Here is a 19,388-nt window from a genome sequence, read left to right as displayed (position 1 = left end):
AAAAAAAGGCCGGCATTTGCCGGCCTTTTTGCGTTTTAGCCCCGGGGGAATCACCCCTTGTTCAGTGAGGTGATGTACCCCTTGATTCCCGCGAGGATACCGTCGGCGGTGAGCGCCTGGTAGTGCGGGTCCTTGAGCTTCTGCTCGTCCCGTTCGTTGCTCAGGAACGCGGTCTCCACCAGGATGCTGGGCATGGTGGCGCCCACCAGGACGTAGAACGGCCCCTGCTTCACGCCCAGGTTCTTCACCGTGGGGTAGCCGGTCAGCGCCTTCTTGTAGAGCGCCTTTTGAACCTCGTCGGCCAGGTGCGCCGAGTCGTTCAGCTTGTAGTTGGCCATCAGGTCGAAGAGGATCGCCTGCAGCGTGCTCACCTTCTCCAACGAGGTGCCGTTCTCCTTGGCCGCCAACTGGGCCACCTTCTCGGTCTTGGCCAGGTTCAGGTAATAGGTCTCGATGCCGTTGGCGGCGCGGTTCAGCGAGGCGTTGGCATGGATCGAGACGAAGAGGTCGGCCCCCACCTTGTTCGCGATGGCGGTGCGCTCCTGCAGTTCGATGAAGACGTCGGTGGAACGGGTCATGACGACGTCGATACCCAGTTCGTCGCGGACCTTCTGCGCGAGGTCCAGGCCGATCTGCAGCACGATGTCCTTTTCCCTGGTCCCGGACGGGCTCACCGCGCCCGGGTCGTGCCCGCCGTGCCCCGGGTCGATCACGATCCTGCGGATCCGTCCCGGCTTGAACTTCGCCTGTTTCCCTTTCTCCACCGGCTTGGCCTTCTCGGGCGGGTTGACCTTCTCCACGTTCTTCGGCTCCGATGGGGCGCTCTCGATGACCTCCTTGGACGCGGAGATCTCCTGCCTGCGCTCCCCCTTCACGTCCACGATGACCCGGAAGGGGTCGGAGAAGGTGAAGACCTTGTATTCCTTGATGCTGTCCAGGTCGAGCACCACGCGCACCGTGGAGGCCGCGAACTGGGCGATGCGCACGCTCTTCAAAAGGCCGTCGCCGATGTTGAGGTCCTTGACGCCGGCGTTGAGGTGCGTTCCCTGCAGGTCGAGGTAGAGCCGGTTGGGGAGCTTGTGGTGCTCGAAGCGCACCTCCTGGTCCAGCGTGATGGAGACCCTGGTGTAGTCCGGGGTGGACCAGTGCTTCAGCTCCGTGACCGGGACCAGGGGCGCTCCGGCGGCCTGCGCGGATCCGGTCCAAAGCGGCGAGAGGAGCAATGAGCCCTGCGCCGCCAGCGCCCGGCAGGCGACCCAGCGGTAGTAGGGGGCGGCCAGCCCGATGTATTTGACGAATTCCCTGCGCTTCATGCGCCTTGACCTCTCGGTGTCATCTAGATCATCCTCTTCAGTTCGTCCACCAGGTTAAGCGCCTCGAGCGGCGTCAGCAGCGCCACTTCCACACCCTTCAGCCTCTCCCTGATCAGGTCCTCGCCCGCATCGAAGAGCGAGAGCTGGGGGGAGGGTGGCGGGTTTTTCTTGCCGCGCGCCAGTCGCGGCACGCCCCCCTCGCCGTACTCCCCCTTCTCCAGGTTGGTGAGGATCTCCTTGGCACGGTCGATCACCGCCTGCGGGAGCCCGGCCAGGCGCGCCACCTGGATCCCGTAGGAGTGCGAGGCCCCGCCGGGAACGATTTTCCTCAGGAAGATGATGCGCTCGTTCCACTCGCGGACCGCGATGTTGAAGTTCTTGATGCCGGGGCGGGTGACGGCGAGCTCGGTGAGCTCGTGGTAGTGCGTGGCGAAGAGCGTCTTGGCGGCGTGCGCCTTGTTGTCGTGCAGGAACTCGGCGACGGCCCAGGCGATGGAGACCCCGTCGAAGGTGGAGGTGCCGCGGCCGATCTCGTCCAGGATTACCAGGCTCTTCGCCGTGGCCCCCCTGAGGATGGCGGCGCTCTCCATCATCTCCACCATGAAGGTGGAGTGGCCGCGGGCCAGGTTGTCCGAGGCCCCGACGCGGGTGAAGATGCGGTCCACCAGCGGGATGCGGGCCTTCTCGGCCGGGACGAAGCTCCCCATCTGCGCCATCAGGGTGATCAGGGCCACTTGGCGCATGAAGGTCGACTTACCGGCCATGTTGGGGCCGGTGATGATGATGAGCTGGTTCTCGCCGTTGTCCAGCAGCGTGTCGTTGGGGACGAAGCGCTCGGACGAGTACATGTCCTCGATGACCGGGTGCCTCCCCTCGGTGATGGAGAGTTCGCTCCCCTCGTGCACCTCGGGCCGGCAGTACCCCTTGTCGTGGGCAAGCTCGGCGAGGGAGGCGAGGACGTCCAGGCAGGCCAGCCGGTCGGCGCTCCTGGCGATCCGCTCCCCCTGCGCCGCGGCCGCCTCGCGCACCTCCTGGAACAGGTTGAACTCGAGCTCCTTGATGCGGTCCTCGGCGCCGAGCACCTTCTCCTCGTACTCCTTGAGTTCCGGCGTTATGTAGCGCTCGGCGTTGGCGAGGGTCTGCCTCCTGATGTAGTCCTCGGGGATGGCGGAGACGTTGGCCTTGGTCACCTCGATGTAGTAGCCGAACACCTTGTTGTAGCGGATCTTGAGCGAGGCGATCCCGGTGCGCCCCTTCTCCTGGGCCTCCAGGCGGGCGATGAACCCCTTCCCCTCGCGGCTTATGGCGCGCAGCTCGTCCAGCTCGGCGTTGTAGCCGTCGGCGATGATGCCGCCGTCGCGCAGGACGAAGGGGGGATCCTCCACGATGGCGCGGGTGATCAGGTCGCAGATCTCTGAGAGCGGGTCGATGCCGCCGTCCAGCTCCTTCAAAAGGGGGGCGGCGCAGCCGGCGACCTGGTCCTTGATGGCGGGGAGCCGGGAGAGCGACGCCTTGAGCGCGGCCAGGTCCTTGGCCGAGGCGGAGGCGAGACTGATGCGCCCGTTCAGCCGCTCCAGGTCGTAGACCCCGGACAGAAGCGTCTTCAGCTCGGCGCGCACCCCGGGAAACTCGATCAGTTCCTGCAACGCGTCCTGGCGCCCGCGGATCTTCTCCTGGTCCATGAGCGGGTAGTTGATCCACTGCTTGAGCTTTCGCCCCCCCATGGCGGTGACGGTCCGGTCCATGAGCCCCAAAAGCGACCCCTTCCTCTTGCCGTCGGAGATGGTCTGCGTCAGCTCCAGGTTGCGCCGGGTCGACTCGTCCAGGAGCAGGTGCTGGTTCTGGTTGTAGGGGGTGATCCCGGTGACGTGCGGGGCGTTCCCCTTCTGGGTGTCCACCAGGTAGTGCAGCACGGCCCCCGCGGCGAGGAGGGCGACCGGGAGGGTGTGGCACCCAAGGGTCTCGGCGCTGGCTCCCTTGAACTGGTTGCCGATCAGGCGGTTGCAGTAATCGGTGTCGTAGACCCACTCCTCGAAATAGGTGACGCTCCGGTCGGTGGCGACGGGCGCCATCTCCTTCGACCTTTGGGGCTCCCGGAAGGAGGAGGGGAGGATGATCTCGCGCGGTGCGATGCAGGCCACCTCGGCCAGCGCCGCCTGCAGCCCGGAGAGCTCGGTGACGCGGAACTCGCCGGTAGAGAGGTCCAGGTAGGAGATGCCGTAGCATTCGCCGTCGCAGCAAAGGGCGAGGAGATAGTTGTTTTCCTTGGGGGAAAGCGAGGCATCCTCAACCACGAGCCCCGGCGTGATCACCTTTACCACCTCGCGCTTGACGATCCCCTTGGCGAGCTTTGGGTCTTCGGCCTGTTCGCAGATGGCGACCTTCTCCCCCGCCTCGACCAGCTTGGCGATGTAGGGGGCACAGGAATGGTAGGGGACTCCGCACAGGGGGACCTCGGAACCGTCGGCGTTCTTGTTGCGCGAGGTGAGGGTGATGCCGAGGATGCGGGAGGCCTTCACCGCGTCGTCCAGGAACATCTCGTAGAAGTCGCCGCATCTGAAGAAGAGGATGGCGTCGGGGTGTTCTGCCTTAATCTCGAGGAACTGCCGCATCATGGGCGTCATTTCAGACATTTGGAAACCTTTTCGGGGGAAGAGAAACGCGGGGCATCTTAGCAAAATCGAGGGTCCATGTAAAGCTTCCCTGCCCTGCGCGGTAGAGAAGCTTCCGGTCCCGGGGAGGGGGAGGCGCCCTGGGGGCTGCGGAGGCGAAAAAAAGCATTTTTTGCACTCGTTCTCTGGAGCTTTACGACAAATAACTTAAAATTGCCTAATGTTTTTTGCGGCGCCCCCCGGCGGCCTCCGTTCATCGGCTGCAGCGGGGCGAACGTGACGCAGGCGAGAGCGGACCGGCACCAATGGGATGCCGGCAAGGGAGGTGCGGCATGGGGCATGGACGTAAGATCTCGGTGGTGGGGCTCGGCTACGTCGGGCTGCCGGTGGCGGTGGCGTTCGGCAAGGTGCGCAGCACCATCGGCTTTGACATCAGCACGAGAAGGATCGACGAGTTGCGCGCGGGGTGCGACCGGACCGGCGAGGTGGCCGCCGAGGAGCTCGTCGGCGCGGATATCTGCTACACCAACAGGATCGAGGACCTGCGCGAGGCCGATTTCCATGTGGTGGCCGTTCCCACCCCGGTCGATCCGGCCAACCAGCCGGACCTCTCCCTGTTGTGCAGCGCGTCGGAGACGGTGGGGAAGGCGCTCAAGAAGGGGGACATCGTCGTCTACGAGTCCACGGTGTACCCGGGGGTCACCGAGGAGATCTGTCTCCCGATCCTCGAGCGGGTCTCGGGGATGAAAAGCCCCGAGGACTTCACCGTGGGGTACAGCCCGGAGCGGATCAACCCCGGCGACCGGGAACACACCTTCACCAGCATTCTCAAGGTGGTCTCCGGCCAGGACACCCGTACCCTGGACGTGGTCGCCTCGGTCTACTCCGAGGTGGTGGTCCCGGGGGTGCACCGGGCCCCCTCCATCAAGGTCGCGGAGGCCGCCAAAGTCATCGAGAACACCCAGCGCGATCTGAACATCGCCCTCATGAACGAGCTGGCCCTCATCTTCGACCGGCTCGGCATCGACACGGGCGAGGTGCTGGCCGCCGCGGGGAGCAAGTGGAACTTCCTGAATTTCAAGCCGGGGCTCGTGGGGGGGCACTGCATCGGTGTCGATCCCTACTACCTCACCTACCAGGCCGAGAAGATCGGCTACATCCCGCAGGTCATCCTCGCCGGGCGGCGCATCAACGACGGCATGGGGAAATTCGTGGCGCAGCGTGCGGTCAAGGAGATCATCAGGGCGGGGCACCACGTGCTCGGCTCCTACGTGACGGTGCTTGGGCTCACCTTCAAGGAGAACTGCCCGGACCTCAGGAACTCCAAGGTGGTGGACATCCTGACCGAGCTGGGGGACTACGGCCTGAAGGTTCAGGTCTGCGACCCGATGGCGGATCCCCAGGAGGCCAGGAGTGCCTACGGCGTGACGCTCAAGGCACCGGACCGGTTGCAGCCTGCCGTGGCGGTCGTCGTCGCGGTGGCGCACGATAGCTACCGGCAGTGGACCCCCGCCAAGTTCGCGAGTCTCATGGTCGAGAACCCGGTCCTGATCGACGTGAAGGGGATCTACGACAGCCGTCAGATGGCCGCCGCGGGGATCCGGGTCTGGTGCCTGTGAGGGGGCGGAGGCTGCCATGAGAGAGGGACACAGCTACCCCAGGGAACTGGTCGCCTTCATCTACGCCCGGGGGCGGGACGAGGCTTTGCTGGACCGGGTTTGCCCCGGGGCCGAGCAGGGGAAGCTTCAGCTCCCCGAGCGCGCGCTGCTGGAGCAGGTGATATCCACCTGCTACCAGGCGAGCCTGTTGCGCGAGGAGGAGCGCCCGGTCATGTTCCGGCTGATCATCAGGGACTCCTACCTCTTCGCGGCCCAGGAAGGGCCTCCTACCGGGATGCACCGCCTCGTCTTCTCCAGGACGCGCCCCTTCAACGAGTACGAACTGCACCGCCTGGCGCCCGCCGCCGATTTCTACCGGACCCTGATCGGCATCTTCATCGACCCCGTCCTCGGCGCCCAGATCTGGGGACTGCTCCACTCCGGGACCCGCTGGATGCATGCCGTGTACGGCGGCAGGAAGACCTCTCCCCCGATGCCACCCAGCCTGGTGGTCTACGTCACCGGGCCGGGGCAGATCTCGGTCTGCATCGGGGACGAGATCATCGCCTCGCTGAACGGGGGGCAGATCAACTGCCCGACCCTGGACGTCTTCAACTCCGACTGGATGACGAAGAGCCTCGCCTCCCTGAACGACGAGACCTTCGCCCTGCACCGCAAGGCACGGCAGCGCGCCGAGCGTCCCTGGGCCGATCTCGACCCCCAGTTCGGCAGCAAGATCGGTCAGCAGGCCATCCGGCGCATCATCAGCGTGATCAGGAACTCCAACCATGGCGGCCTGCTGGTGTATCTGCCGGCCGAGATGGCCGAGGAGATCATGGAACAGAACCAGTACCTGGCCTTGAAGTACCAGTTCCTGGAGTTCGATTCGCGGCAGCGCTTCCTCTCCCTCACCCTGCGCATTATGAACACCCTGGCCGAGATCAACGTGGACGCGGCTGCCGAGGGGAGGATGGTGGGATGGCACGAGTACGTCGACAGCAAGAACGAGAACATCGCCCTCCTCGACGAGGCGATCTTCGACGTGGCTCACTTCATCGCGGCGCTCTCCGCGGTGGACGGCGCGGTGGTCATCACCAAGCGCCAGGAACTGCTCGGCTTCGGCGGCGTCATCTCAGGTGACCTGGACAGCGTGGGGATGGTGGCGCACGCCCTGGACACCGAGGGGGAGCAGTGCGAACCGGTACTGAGCGAGGGGGTGGGCACCAGGCACCGGGCCGCATACCGGCTCTGCCAGCGGTTGCACCAGGCCATCGCGATCGTCATCTCGCAGGACGAGAGCGTCCAGATTGTGCGCTGGCACAACGGCTCGGTCACCTACTGGGACCAGGTCCCAACCGGTGTTCCGGGGTTTTGAACAAGGGGAGAGCTAGTCATGGCAATCGGTCTCAACGTAGTGTTCATGGGGAGGTTCGGTTACCCCTCGGGCATGGCTTCCACCAAGAGGATCCAGCATTTCATCGATCATCTCCAGGCTTTCCCGGCGACTACCAGGGTGCTGCAGCTGCGGCCCACGGGTGAGGGGACGCCTGGGGGACAGGGGGGGAACCACCAGGGGACGGAGTACCGGCGCATCGGCGCGGACCTGAAGCTCGACTGGAGACTGCCGGTCGCCCTGTTCTGGTACCACTGGAACGGAATCGGCATGTTGAAGAAGTGGCGGACGGACGGGGCGATGGACGTTTTGTACTGCTATGGCGGCGTGACCGCGGAAAACGTGCTGCTCATCGTGGCGGGGAAGCGCTTGGGATACAAGGTTGTCTTCGATATCGTGGAGGACAACACCTACATCGATGACAAACTGACCCTTCCGGGCAAGCTGAAGTGGCTGGCCGGCGAGATCCTGGACCGGTATCTCCTGGGGCTCGCTGACGGGGTCGTGGTCATTTCCAGCTACCTGAGGTCGCTCTACGGCAAGAAGATAGCGCTCTCGGTGCCGCTTTGCCTCATTCCTATCTCGGCTCGCTGCGATCTGTCCGCGACGGGGGGGAGGGAGCCGGGACCGATGAAGTTCGTTTACGCGGGGTCGTTTGCCAAGAAGGATGGCATCGAGCTCCTCCTGGAAGCCTTCGAAAAGGTGCACCAGAAGAAGGGGAACTGCCAGCTGATGCTCTGCGGCACGGGGGGGAGCGTCGAGAACTACCAAGCGCGCATCGCGGCGAACCCGGCCATACGGTACGTGGGATACCTCGATGACGCCGAGTTCTACCGTTTCCTGCAGGGCGCCGACGTGCTGTGCGTGACCCGGACCGGCTCGACCTACGCCAACGCCGGGTTCCCCTTCAAGCTCGGCGAGTACCTCGCTACCGGCAACCCGGTGATCGTCTCGGACGTCGGGGACGTGCGGCGCTACTTAAGCCACATGGAGGACGCCATCATCGTCGAGCCGGGGAACGCCGTGGCCATCGCCGGAGCCCTGGAGTACTGCCTCGACCACCCGGAGACCGCGGCCAAAATCGGCCAGAGCGGGGCGGCCAAATGCAGGCAATATTTCGATCCGGCGGCCAACGGCAGGCTCCTGGTGGAACTGATCAGGAGGCTGTGACTGCGCGGACACCCCGGGCGCGGTTTCAGCCGACGCGACCGCTCCCCCTTATCTCCATCCCGCGGCGCGACGCTCAGTCCGCGTCGACGTTGCGCACCCCTTCCGGTCTCCAGGCCGGCGAGATCACCTTGGCGCCGCACTCCTTCCCCAGCAGGGTGCCGAAGGTGACCGAGAAATCCCCGAACCTGTTGTTGACGTGGTCCATGGCGCTCGCCACGAGCGCCTTTTTCCGTTCGCTCTCGAACAGGGGCAACTGTTCCGCCTGGTGGGTGAGGTTGGTGATGCGCACCCCCAGCAGGCGCACCGCCTGGGCAAGTTCCAGCTGATCCAGGATCTGCACGGCGTCCCGGTAGATCTCGTCGCTGTTATTGGTGGGCACCGAACGGCTGAGTTGGCGCGAGAAGGTGGTGAAGTCCGGGTAGCGGACGGTCAGGGTAACGGTCTTGCCCGTGACGCGGTATTTCCTGGCCCGCCGCCCCACCATCTCCGAGAGCTGCAGCAGCACCGCCAGTATCTCCGAACGCTGGCAAAGGTCCGCGTCCAGCGTGGTGGAGTGACCGACGCTCTTCACCTCCTCGGCCTCTTCCTCGGGGACCACCGGTGCATCATCCACCCCAAGCCCCATGTAATGCAGCCGCTCCCCGGTCACTCCGAACTTCTTCTTCAGAATCTCGACCGGGAACCTCCCCAACTCGCCGCAGGTCCTGATGCCGAAGGCCGCCAGCTGCTGCTGGGTCTTCGCCCCGATGCCGCACAGCTGCTGGATCGGCAGCCGTTCCATGACCTGAGCCACCCGTTCCGGGGGGATCACGGTGAGCCCGTCCGGCTTCTGCATGTCCGAGGCAAGCTTGGCGAGGAGCTTGTTGGGCGCGATACCTACCGAGCAGGTGAGGCCGAAACGCTCCCTGATGCGCTCCTTGATCATCCCGGCGATCCCTTCGGGTGAGCCGAACAGGCTCAGGCACCCGGTCACGTCCAGAAAGGCCTCGTCGATGGAGAAAACCTCCACGAGCGGCGTGTACTCGCGCATGATGCCGATGATCTGCTTCGAGGTGTAGCTGTACTTCTTGTTGTTGCCGACCACGAAGATGAGTTCCGGACACTTCTGGCGCGCCTCCCAGCTGTTCATCCCGGTCCTGACCCCGAAGGCGCGCGCCTCGTAGGAACAGGTGGTGATGATGGTGCGCTTGGCCGCGCCGATCACGGCCACGGGTTTCCCCTGCAGGGCGGGGTTCGACTGCTGCTCCACCGAGGCGAAGAAGGCGTTCATGTCGATGTGCAGGATGATCCGGTTCTCTGCCAAGTCCTACTGCTCCTCGACCCCCACGAGGGTCCAGTTCTGGTCGGAGGTGTCGTACATCAGTTCGTAGAGGTTGCTGTCGTCGCAGACCGCGAAGTGCAGGCGGGTCGCGCCTCCCAGGGAGTCCGTCCAGAAGTAGGAGAGGCGGGTGACGGCGCGCTTTTGCCGGCGCCACTCGAACCAGACCGGGCGGATTCCGGCGCCTGGGGCGAAGATGGCGGCCACCCTGATGCTGTCGCAAAGGCGCTGCATGAAATTACTCCATCTGCCGGTAGATGCCAACAACTTTCCCGACGATGGATACCTCGCCGTCACCCTCCTGGACGAAGATGGGATCGTAGTTGGGGTTCTCCGGCTGCAGGCGGATTCTGTTCGCCTCGCGGTAAAACCTCTTCAGGGTCGCCTCGCCGGCCACCATGGCGACCACGATGTCCCTGTTGTTCGCGTCCGGCTGCGGGCGCACCAGAGCGAGATCTCCCTCCTTTATATGGGCGTGGATCATGGAATCCCCCTTTACGCGCAGGAAGAAGGTTCCCCCCTTGTCCAGCTGCGAACGGTCGATGGTGAAGTGCCCCTCGATGTCCTCGATGGCGGGGTGCAGCGCCCCGGCCCTCACGGTCCCCACGATGGGGAGGCTTGCCCCCTGCCCCTGCCGGTTCAATGTGATCCCCCTGGTGCTACCTTCCTGGCGGCGCAGATACCCCTTTCGCTCCAGGGCCTCCAGATGCTTCAGCACCCCGAGGGTCCCGCTAACCCCGAGCTTGGCGCCGATCTCGCGCAGGGTGGGGGGGTAGCCGTAGGCCTCGATATGCCTGGAAACGATGTCCAGCACCTCCTGTTGTCGTGGCGTCAGTTGCTCCATCAGTACCACCTCCTGGTTATCTGATGACAACCTTACCAGATGGTAACCTCTCCCTGTCAACACCAAAATCGAGCGGAAACTCCCCCCTTGAGTAGTAAAATTTTCAAATTATAGTGTAGCGATGTTCCAGGTGGTGCAGCGCCAGCCGAACTCAAACGGAGGGAGCCATGGCAAACAAAGTCGCGCAAACAAAGGGGGGTACGGCGTGGAGGCAGGTGCTACGTGGCGGGGGAGGGGGGGGCGGAGCGGGGAGCCCCGGTGCATGGGGCTCAGCAAGAAGGGGGCATGGTCCGGGCGCGACGCTCGCGAGGGGCATCGTTACTGCCTGCCTGCTCCTTTTGGGGTGCTCGCTCTGCTGGTCGGCGGAGGAAACGGCGTACCACACGCCGCTTGCCGGCGAGGCGAAGCGGGTCACCTTCATGGGGCAGCGGGTCGACATTCCCGCGGTGGACCGCGCCGACATGACCTCCATTACCGGGGGCGCCTCGCTGCTTGCGCCCGCCCAAGGGGAGAGCCCGATCATCCCGGCGGCCGCCCTCTACCATCGGCGCGTCGCAGACAGCAGCTACCGGCGGGCCATGGTGGCGGTCTTCGTGAACGAGCTCGATTACCTGCGCGACCTCGGGGGATGGGACCTGGTGGCCCAGTTCGAGAACGACACGCCGCCGGTGGCGGGAAGGGAGCTGCGCAACGGCGACGAGATCCGCGGCACCGCGCTCTATCATGGGATCCTGCTCGGCTCGCTCGGCGTTGGCTGGCGCCGTCCGGTCTACCCCTTCCAGGTCGACAACGACCTCAGGGTGCAGCTGGTGGCGCGGGGCGGCTATTTCTACGCGCACCGCGAGACGGACAGCGCACCCGGGCTCTGGGTCCCCCCCAACACTCCCCTCTACGGCGCCAGACTGCGCTGCCGCTACGACGGGATGCGTCGAAACCTCCTGGAGTTGCCGCATCTAGGGATGGCCGCGGGGTTCGACGTCGACCACCTGCACCGGGACACGTGGCGCGGGGAGGCCGGCAGTGCCGACGGGGGCAACCGCGACTATACCCAGGCGGAGGGGCACCTGGTCGCGGCGGGCGGGGTGCCGGGGCTGTCCGAGCGTAACCGTCTCCTGTTCAGCCTCTACGGCGGCTTCACCGCACAGGGGAGGGGGGACCGCTTCAACGCCTTCCGCCTGAACGGGGGTCCCTTCCCGAGCGAGCAGTACGACCTTGCCTGGCCGCACTACTCCGGAGTGATCTACGACCGGGTGCTGGCGCGCGGCTACGCCAGCGCCAGCGCCGGTTACCGTCGCGAGCTCACCTTCTTCATGTACCTCAGCACCCTCGGCTCCTACGTCTGGGCGGACCGCTCCACCGCAGTGGGGAACGACCGGGTCGACTTCGACGAGATGCACGGAGCAGCCGCTACGGTCGCCCTGGACAGCGCCTTTTTCTGGGATTCGTCGCTCTACCTGGCCTGGAGCTGGGAGTCGGGGGTGATGCGCAACGGCCGTTCGGGCAACGGCGTCACGCTGATGTGGAACAAGCTGTTCTGAGGGAAAACTTGCAATCGGAGGGGAATGGCCTTAATGTGGCCAAGCTTCCCCTCAAGGGGAGGGGAAGCTGACCAGGTAGTCGATGGCATCGGGCGAGGCCTTGCCGGCGCTGAACTCCTTTATCTCGGGCATGACCACAAGGCTGGAGAGCTTGGTGCCGCTGCGCGCGAGCTGCTCCGGGACCGCGTTCTTCACGCCGTGCCAGATACCGGTAAGGGCCACGATCTTGGTCTTCGGCGCCGTCTTCACGTACTGACTGATGTTCATCGCCATGCCGGAGTTGCGCAGGGTCTGCGCCTCGCAGAAGTACTCGAAGATACGCCCCTTGGTAACGCGCTTGAAGACCTCCCCGAACGACTGCTTCAGGAACTCGGTATGCGGGTTGTTGATGTCGCACGTGGTCCCTTCGGGGAGGGTCGTGCGTTCCTCGGGGGTGAGCGACGCGTAGCCCTGGCGCGATACCTTGATCACCAGTTTCTTGGGGACGTTCAGGGCGATCATCGGGATCTTGTTCTCCCGCGCCAACATGAAGATGTCGCGGTACAGGCGCCAGTCGTAGGACCAGTTCCTGGCGAAAACCTGCCGGAAATCGGCCTCGGACATGGTTCCCGCCATGAAGGCGTCCAGCTCCTTCTGGTTGTCCGACTGCATCACCTCGACGCCGATGGCCAGCGGGAGCTTTCGCGTCCTGAGCTCTCGGATCACCGCCAGGTGAAGGTCGTGGTGCTGAACCGCGTCGTGCACCTCGCCGATCATCACCAGGTCGGCCGCCTCCGCCTTGGCGCAGAGCTGCTGCAGGGTGACTGCCTGCCGGTCGCCGACGCGGGTGATAGTCTGGCCTGCGTGGGCGCTTAAGGGGAGAGACAAGGTGCAGAGGATGACGAAGAACAGGGCGATGGTCTTGGGCATGGTCATCTGAGGTCCTCGGTCCGATTGGTTTGGAAGGCGCAGCCTACACCAACGGCGCTAAGATCACAAACTTAAATTGCTTCTTGCCAGACGGCGCAAGAGGCGTAGGGCGCGGGGTGCCGCGTCGGCGGGAGGTTCATGTGAGGGTGGTTCCCCTGTTGTTATCGCTGGTTTTGCTGCCTCTGGCGGCGTTCCCAAGCTTTGCCGCCGCAACCGGGGCTCCCGCCGTGATCAGCCAGGAGATCGCGGTCAGTCTCGATCCTCCCCGACACGAACTGGCCGGAGAAAGCCGGATCGTTTTCGTTCCCGGAAGCCGCGCGGTCCGTCTCAGACTCGCCAGCCAGGCCAAGGTCGAGTCGGTGCGCTGCGGCAACCGCGAGCTTCCCTTCACCTTCCGCTCCGGCGCCATCGATCTGGAACTCCCGCCAGGGGAGAACTCCCTGGCGATCTCGTACCGCGCGAGCTTCAACGACCAGGTCTCCCGGCATCCCGCGGCCGGGGAGGACCCAAGCTACGGCGTCAACGCAGCCATCGGCAGCGAGGGGACCTTCCTCGGGGGGGGCGCCAACTGGTACCCCGTTCCGGAACAGGTCCCGGCCAGCCGCATGATCGCCATCTCGGCGCCGGCCGGAACAGAGGCGGTGACCTTCGGTGCCCGCCTTTCCAGGCAAACTTCCGGCGGCACCACCCGTTCCGTGTGGCAGGAAAAAAGGCCCGTCGGTGAGCTGTCGCTGAGCGCCGGCCCTTACCTCGTCGAGGAGCGCAAGGCTGCGGGGATCACGCTCTACAGCTACTTCTATCCGGACAACGCCGAGCTCGCGCCGCGCTACCTCGATGCGGCTGCGAAGTACCTCGCCTCGTACCAGGAGCTCTTCGGCACCTTTCCCTTCGAGAAGTTCGCAGTCGTGGAAAACTTCTTTCCCACCGGGTACGGGTTCCCCTCCTTCACCCTCCTCGGCGGAGCGGTGATCAGGCTCCCCTTCATCGTGGACACCAGCCTGCCGCACGAGATCGCGCATTCCTGGTGGGGCAACGGGATCGATGTCGACCTGTCGGAAGGGAACTGGTGCGAGGGGCTGGTGACGTATCTGGCCGACTACCTGTTGAAGGAGCGCCGTTCGCAGGCCGAGGCGGCTGAATACCGCAGGCAGCTCCTCATCGACTACGCCTCGCTGGTCACCCCTGAAAACGAGTTTGCCCTCACCGCCTTCGTAAGCCGCAACGATCCCGCCTCCCGGGCCATCGGCTACGGCAAGGCCGCCATGGTGTTTCACATGATCCGGTCCCGGATCGGTGACGAGGCCTTCTTCGGCGCGCTGCGTGAACTGGCGCGGCAGCGGATGTACCGCTCCGCCTCCTGGAGCGACCTGTTGCGCGCCTTCTCCCAGGCATCCGGAAAGGATCTCGCGGAGATCCGTATGCTGATCGAGCGCAAGGGGGGACCGAGGCTCGCCCTGGACGGCACGCAGAGCCGACGCCTGGGAGTCGGCTGGCAGGTGATCGGAAGGGTCAGGCAGTCCCCCCCGTACTTCGCGCAGAAGGTCCCGCTGCGCCTGGAGACTTCGGCGGGCGCGCTTGCCTGGCAGCTGCCGGTTCAGGCGCAGGATGCCACCTCGTTCGACCTTGCCGCGCCGGCGAAACCGCAGCGGCTGCTGCTCGACCCGGATGCCGAGATCTTCCGCATCCTCGCTCCCGGCGAGATCCCCGCCACGGTGAACAGCATCAAGGGGTCCGGCAAACTCCTCGGTGTCGTGACACGGAACTGCCGGGTCGACCGGGGGAGCTTCAGGGGCTTTCTTGCCTCCCTCTCCCAAGGGAGGGCGGGTGTCGTCGACGAGGCGGAGCTGAGGCCGGAGCAGGCGGCAGGGCACGACCTGCTCTTTTGCGGCCTCCCCCGCGACGCCTCGCTCCTGCCCCCCGGTGCGGAACCGGTCAACCCCGCGGGAGAGGCCGGACCACCCGATACCCTGCGCTTCACGGTGCTGCAGCGCAGCGCGCCCGCAAGAGGAGTGGTTGCGCTGTTCGAGCCGGGGTCGCCAACAGCAGCTGCCCTGTACGCCCCCAAGGTCACCCACTACGGCAAATACGGCTATCTCCTCTTCTCCGGCGGCGCCAACCGCCGCAAGTCGACGGCTGTCCCCGAAGACGGGGAGGTGGTGGTACGCTTCCCCGAGCATTCCCCCTAGCACCCTTCCCGGCGCCTCCCCGCTGCGGGGGGCGCCGGATTCCGCACCCGTTTCCCCGCCGTTATCCTCGCCTCCTCTCGAATCCAGAATTGATTTTTGTGAATTAAAAAACATTTAAGTTATACTTCCCGAGGTCGATAAGCAGACTATCGTGCCTGCGGAGGGGGCGCCGAACTGGCCACTCTGCGACCTTTTTCCGTGCGAGGCAAGCAAACGGTTGGAAAACCACCGGCAGAACGCCGGGTCGCCCAGAAAAGGAGTAACGCCATGACAGTAAGTGATATCTCTTTGACCGCCGGCATGAGGACCAACCTGCTGTACCTGCAGAACACCAGCCAGCTGCTGAACCGGACCCAGCAGAGACTGTCGTCGGGCAAGCAGGTCAACAGCGCCCTGGACAACCCGACCAACTACTTCGCCGCGCAAAACGCCAACCAGCGCGCCAGCGACCTCTCCGACCGCAAGGACGGCATGTCCGAAGCGGTGCAGACGGTCACCGCTACCAACGCGGGGATCACCGCCATCACGGGCCTCATAAACGCCGCCAAGGGGGTTGCCCAATCCGCCCTCTCCACCAGCGACACCAACGTCCAGTCGAAGCTCGCCAACCAGTACAACACGATCCGTAGCCAGATCGACAACCTCTCCTCGGATTCCGGCTACCGGGGGCTGAACCTGCTGAGCAACATCAACACCCTCACGGTCAACTTCAACGAGGACGCCAGCTCCACCCTCGACGTCGTCGGTTTCCTGGCCAACTCGAACGGCCTGAGCCTTTCTGCGGCCAGCGGCAACTGGCAGACCGTTTCCGACATCACCACCGACACCGCGAAGATGGATACCGCCATCTCGACCCTGAGGGTCAATACGCAGGCCCTGGCCGCCAACCTCAACATCATCACCACGCGCCAGAGCTTCACGGACCAGATGATCAACACACTGCAGACCGGCGCCGACAACCTGACCCTCGCCGACATGAACGAGGAAGGGGCGAACATGCTCATGCTGCAGACCCGCCAGTCGCTGGGCACCACCTCTTTGAGCCTCTCCTCAGCGGCGGCCCAGTCCATCCTCAAACTGTTCTAGCTTGTCCTGGCGGGATGGCCTGGCCATCCCGCCGCTTCACCGATAAGGAGCGGCTATGAAAAAATCACAGCTTCCGCCGGTGTGCCGCCTGCTCCAGGATAGCGCCGAAAACGGTGTTCACCCCGCATCGCCTGGCGCGACCGTCGCGGCGGGTGGAGACGGTGCCGCCGCCGTCGATCTCCGGCAGGAAGGCACCAACATGCAGCGGCTTGTCCTGGCCCAGCAGGAAGCGCAGCCCCCCCTCGCCAATTCATCAAGACAGGCCCGGCTCGTCCTTGGTCAGTTCTAGCCCCGTCGTGGTACCCCCCCAAGATAAGCTGCGAATTTCGGTAAGGCGGGTCTGAAAATTGCAATTATTTCAAGCGAGGAGTCCCAACCAGAAACTGCGCTGAGTTGACCAAAGCTGCAGTGCGAGGGGGCAGTTATGCTGGTTCAAGTGCATTGGACAAACAAGAGGTACGACTACGTCAAAGACTACATGCTCGACAGCCTGATCGAGGCCGGCGTCGTCGCCAGGTTCCTGCGCTCGTCCGGATGGGTCATCGTGGGGGTCGACCCGGTCCGGTCGCCGAAAATCCACAAAAGCTATGCCGGTCCGGAAAGAAGACATCCCGGCAGCGCGGTGGCCTGAGGGGGCGGCCGTCGGTTTCCTTTACAGGGAGGCATGGCTTTGTCGGGATCTTTAACACCCGGCAGCGGCGGGAGTTGCCAAAGCAACTCCCGCCGCTTTGTTTTTCGGGCTAGAGGCGGCTACCTCTGCGGCGCTTGCCGTACCAGGCAAGCCCCATAAACCCGGTCGCCAAAAGTAGGGCCGTCCCTGGCTCAGTAACCGGTGTGGTTGCGATCTCGTCGACGTAGCTGATCTTGGAGATGCCAACCACCCCGCGAATGTTGACGTCGGACAGGCTGATCACCGCCCAGGACGGGTCATCGAGAATTTCAAAGAGGTAATGGGTGTACGTGCCGGTGTTGCCGGTCTTAACCAGGAAATAGTCGGAGATGTGGTGAGGTACAGGGGCCATAGATCGCCGTAGTCGACCTTCTGCCAGTCTCCGCCTTGGAAGTCCTCCTGCTTGAGCGAAATCGAGGCATCGGGAAAGAACGATTGGATCCAGTCGATCTCGGCCTGGCTGCTGTTGGAAAGGTCGGCGTACTGCAGGAGGTTATCGCTGCCGCCGACTTGGGCGGAGTCCGAAATCAGCGAGTACGAGAAGCCGGGGCGCGCGACGCCCAAAAGACCAAGCACCAGGACAGTAAGCAGCATCTTTCCCATAACATCCTCCTGAATCACATCGAAAATTTTAAAATTCATCAATTAACATTTACTGTGCCCACGGGTGCGTCTCTCGCGGGTCTGCACACTTTGCCGGACCGGCCCAAAACGGTGTAAGGGATCCCGACAGCGGCGGCATCCGGGCTGCCGATCCTTGTACTCCAGGCAAAAAAAAGCGGAGGCCTTTGCGGCCCCCGCTTTTTTTCAATCTTGCATCTTCTCTTATGCGTTGTTTCTGCGGCGTTTGCCGTAGATGGCGAGGCTCAGGAAGCCGGCGCCCAGCAGGATCATGGTTCCCGGTTCCGGAACCGGCGGTACCGGAGCACTTTTACCTACCCACCATTCCTCGAACCCGTCATTGGCCTCATAGTTGGTGCCGAAACCGGAGAAGAGGTAGAGCGCAGTAGTGTCGGCGTAGCCCGCGAAGAGGGAGTTGGGGACGTAGAAGAGCATGTCGCCGGAACCGCTGCCGGTGTTGAGGTCGTAATTCAACTTGATGTAGCTGTCGACACCGTCGTCAAGGTTCCAAACCATGGTGCCAAGGCTCGGGAACGTGTAGTTGTTGCCCTGGTGGGTGATGTCGCTGTCGGTGAACGCCGAACTCCTCAGGAAGATCTGCAGTACATCCAAAGAGAGGAGCGCCCCGGTACCACTGTTGATCTGGTTGATGTCGAGTAGGAATTCGCGGTAGTCGACACCGTTTTTGCTGACGATCGGAACGGCGCCGAGCATCAGGTCGTGGGTGTAGTTGAGCGGTTCCTTCTGGTCATACTGGAATGGGCGTGCGCTGGTGTTGTACCCTTGCTCGTAGTTGTTGGTCCCGGTTCCAAGCCTCAGGAAGGGATCGATGTAGCCGGTGCCCGTGGGCCTGGGATCAGTCTGGTAGAAAAGGGCTCCGTTCACGGTCCCGCTGGAACCATAAGTCGTCAAATCGACAATGGTAGCCTGTGCAACGGCTACTCCAAATGACAGCATAAGTGCGGCTCCGAGCAATATGAACTGCGCTAATGATGATCTACGTGCTCTCATGGTCTGCCTCCTTTTGATGTCGGCCTGATACTGCTTACCTCATCGCCTCGATACCCTCGTTGCAATTTCCCTTGTTGGCTTGGTTGCAATAGTGGAACCAACTCGATTAACTCCCTGAAAAAACACGATATCGGCCTGATTCGGACTGTGGATGGATAAACGGGTGTAAGCTTTAGCGACACCAGGATCATGCGGAACCAAGGCGATGGGATACCAGGGAGAGGGACGGCAACTCTGCGCGTTAAAGGTTTCGCGCGATCTGGAGCCCGGCGCCATGACCGGGCAGGGGCGCCGGATAAGCCACGTACGGACTGTCGCGAAATTTTACACTGTTATCGAACCGCCGCGATCGGGGACTACCAGAAGTACCACTTGCCACTGTGCAGGACGTACATGGCGAGGACGAGGTTGGTTACGGCGTGGGCCATGACACAAAGAACGAGGCTGCGTGTACGGTAGAGGAGCAGGTTGTAGATGGCACCGGCGGCGAGGCCGGCAAGAAAGAAATGGTGCTCAAGGGCGAAGAGTGCGCTCGCTACGAGGAAGGAACTCCAGCTGAAGCTCCCCAGGGGAACGGACTCGAAGTCCGGGTGGATCAGGTAGCGCAGCAGAAACGAGCGCCAGAAGAGCTCTTCCATGACCGGCACCACAAGCACGGCACCCGCCACACGTGCCGCGGTCAGCACCAGGCGTGGCGCGCCCTCCGGCAGCAGCGTCGGGTCGAACCCCGCTGCCCCCCCCACCAAGGGCAGCGTCACCTGGAGGTTGATCCAGACCAGGAAGGTGATCAGGCCGATCACTACTGCCAAGGTGGACCTCTTCAGGTCGAGGAGGTCCCTAAGGTGCAGTTCCGGATAGCTGCCACGCCACAGCCAGAGCAGCGCCGCGACGGAACATGCCTTCACGGGGTACAGCGCGTAAAGCACCGGCTCCGGCAGGACGAACCACTGCCGTAGTGCTGCCGTACGCGCCCCTTCTTCCAGGGCGACGAAGGCGATGAACAGCGCGAAGGGGAGCACGCGCGGCAGCGCTCCCCGGTCGGGCCACTGCTTTACCGTTGCAAAGGCTCTCATGGATGAGGGGTCTATCATACCGCCGCCCGCCTGTCCATCGGCCGGC

Annotated in this window: 18 protein-coding genes; 8 read left to right on the top strand and 10 right to left on the bottom strand. The window is 63.8% G+C overall.

All coding sequences use genetic code 11. The annotated features are described in order from the left end of the window. Positions 1–50: 50 nt before the first annotated feature. Together KP003_RS11150 and mutS are read right to left on the bottom strand one after the other, a co-directional pair. Positions 51–1,313 carry an N-acetylmuramoyl-L-alanine amidase gene (locus KP003_RS11150; RefSeq protein ID WP_216499858.1) on the bottom strand — a complete coding sequence of 421 codons (1,263 nt, stop codon included), beginning with the start codon at positions 1,311–1,313 and terminating at the stop codon, positions 51–53. A gap of 23 nt (positions 1,314–1,336) precedes the next feature. Further along, complete coding sequence (gene mutS, locus KP003_RS11145) at positions 1,337–3,946, bottom strand: DNA mismatch repair protein MutS (protein WP_216788322.1); 2,610 nt, start codon at positions 3,944–3,946, stop codon at positions 1,337–1,339. Between the two features lie 311 nt (positions 3,947–4,257). On the opposite strand from mutS, the gene KP003_RS11140 reads away from it, so the two are divergent. From KP003_RS11140 to KP003_RS11130, 3 genes are read left to right on the top strand one after another with little or no spacing between them, the layout of a single operon-like run. Beyond that, positions 4,258–5,544, top strand: coding sequence for a nucleotide sugar dehydrogenase (locus KP003_RS11140; RefSeq protein ID WP_216499856.1), 1,287 nt, complete (start codon positions 4,258–4,260; stop codon positions 5,542–5,544). A gap of 16 nt (positions 5,545–5,560) precedes the next feature. Beyond that, positions 5,561–6,898, top strand: a complete 1,338-nt coding sequence (locus tag KP003_RS11135) for a putative sensor domain DACNV-containing protein (RefSeq protein ID WP_216499855.1) — start codon at positions 5,561–5,563, stop codon at positions 6,896–6,898. A gap of 18 nt (positions 6,899–6,916) precedes the next feature. Continuing rightward, the gene (locus tag KP003_RS11130; protein WP_216788321.1) at positions 6,917–8,086 is read left to right on the top strand and encodes a glycosyltransferase family 4 protein; all 1,170 of its coding nucleotides are present in this window, start codon (positions 6,917–6,919) and stop codon (positions 8,084–8,086) included. Between the two features lie 73 nt (positions 8,087–8,159). On the opposite strand, the gene dinB is transcribed toward KP003_RS11130, so the two are convergent. The 3 genes from dinB to lexA are packed head-to-tail and all read right to left on the bottom strand — an operon-like array spanning position 8,160 to position 10,248. Continuing rightward, entirely contained in the window at positions 8,160–9,389 is a 1,230-nt protein-coding gene (gene dinB / locus KP003_RS11125; protein ID WP_216788320.1) for a DNA polymerase IV, read from the bottom strand. A 3-nt stretch (positions 9,390–9,392) separates the two neighbouring features. Further along, positions 9,393–9,638, bottom strand: a complete 246-nt coding sequence (locus KP003_RS11120) for a hypothetical protein (RefSeq protein ID WP_216499852.1) — start codon at positions 9,636–9,638, stop codon at positions 9,393–9,395. 4 nt (positions 9,639–9,642) lie between these two features. Continuing rightward, complete coding sequence (gene lexA / locus KP003_RS11115) at positions 9,643–10,248, bottom strand: transcriptional repressor LexA (protein WP_216788319.1); 606 nt, start codon at positions 10,246–10,248, stop codon at positions 9,643–9,645. 167 nt (positions 10,249–10,415) lie between these two features. Here lexA and KP003_RS11110 point away from each other — a divergent pair, with 167 nt between their 5' ends. Next, a complete protein-coding gene (locus KP003_RS11110) occupies positions 10,416–11,786 on the top strand; it encodes a porin (protein ID WP_217299606.1) in 1,371 nt (456 codons plus the stop codon). Positions 11,787–11,837: 51 nt separating this feature from the next. Here the strand turns inward: KP003_RS11110 and KP003_RS11105 are convergent, their stop codons facing one another. After that, positions 11,838–12,701, bottom strand: a complete 864-nt coding sequence (locus tag KP003_RS11105) for a ChaN family lipoprotein (protein ID WP_239027516.1) — start codon at positions 12,699–12,701, stop codon at positions 11,838–11,840. A gap of 134 nt (positions 12,702–12,835) precedes the next feature. Between KP003_RS11105 and KP003_RS11100 the strand changes: the two genes are divergently transcribed. The 4 genes from KP003_RS11100 (at position 12,836) to KP003_RS11085 (ending at position 16,598) form a co-directional block, all read left to right on the top strand. Further along, positions 12,836–14,881, top strand: a complete 2,046-nt coding sequence (locus KP003_RS11100) for a M1 family metallopeptidase (RefSeq protein ID WP_239027515.1) — start codon at positions 12,836–12,838, stop codon at positions 14,879–14,881. Positions 14,882–15,148: 267 nt separating this feature from the next. Continuing rightward, positions 15,149–15,967 (top strand): flagellin N-terminal helical domain-containing protein, encoded by an 819-nt coding sequence (locus KP003_RS11095; protein ID WP_216499849.1) that lies wholly within the window; start codon positions 15,149–15,151, stop codon positions 15,965–15,967. A gap of 55 nt (positions 15,968–16,022) precedes the next feature. Then, complete coding sequence (locus KP003_RS11090; protein WP_216499848.1) at positions 16,023–16,256, top strand: hypothetical protein; 234 nt, start codon at positions 16,023–16,025, stop codon at positions 16,254–16,256. 135 nt (positions 16,257–16,391) lie between these two features. Beyond that, on the top strand, positions 16,392–16,598 hold the full coding sequence (locus tag KP003_RS11085; protein ID WP_216499847.1) for a GSU3473 family protein: 207 nt from the start codon (positions 16,392–16,394) through the stop codon (positions 16,596–16,598). Between the two features lie 109 nt (positions 16,599–16,707). Here KP003_RS11085 and KP003_RS11080 read toward each other — a convergent pair whose 3' ends face one another. From KP003_RS11080 to KP003_RS11065, 4 genes are all read right to left on the bottom strand, one after another. Further along, positions 16,708–16,881: a PEP-CTERM sorting domain-containing protein gene (locus KP003_RS11080; RefSeq protein WP_216499846.1), complete on the bottom strand. Its 174-nt coding sequence runs from the start codon at positions 16,879–16,881 to the stop codon at positions 16,708–16,710. Then, complete coding sequence (locus KP003_RS11075; protein ID WP_216499845.1) at positions 16,878–17,240, bottom strand: hypothetical protein; 363 nt, start codon at positions 17,238–17,240, stop codon at positions 16,878–16,880. Before KP003_RS11075 ends, KP003_RS11080 begins: the two co-directional genes overlap by 4 nt. Positions 17,241–17,462: 222 nt before the next feature. Next, positions 17,463–18,143, bottom strand: coding sequence for a PEP-CTERM sorting domain-containing protein (locus KP003_RS21310; RefSeq protein ID WP_239027514.1), 681 nt, complete (start codon positions 18,141–18,143; stop codon positions 17,463–17,465). A 482-nt stretch (positions 18,144–18,625) separates the two neighbouring features. Beyond that, complete coding sequence (locus tag KP003_RS11065) at positions 18,626–19,360, bottom strand: CAAX prenyl protease-related protein (protein ID WP_236027004.1); 735 nt, start codon at positions 19,358–19,360, stop codon at positions 18,626–18,628. Between the last annotated feature and the right edge of the window lie 28 nt (positions 19,361–19,388).

The sequence above is a fragment of the Geomonas diazotrophica genome (assembly GCF_019063885.1).
Lineage (GTDB): Bacteria > Desulfobacterota > Desulfuromonadia > Geobacterales > Geobacteraceae > Geomonas > Geomonas diazotrophica.
The sequence above is the reverse complement of the archived record's forward strand: the minus strand, read 5'-3'. Positions and strand labels throughout refer to the sequence as shown.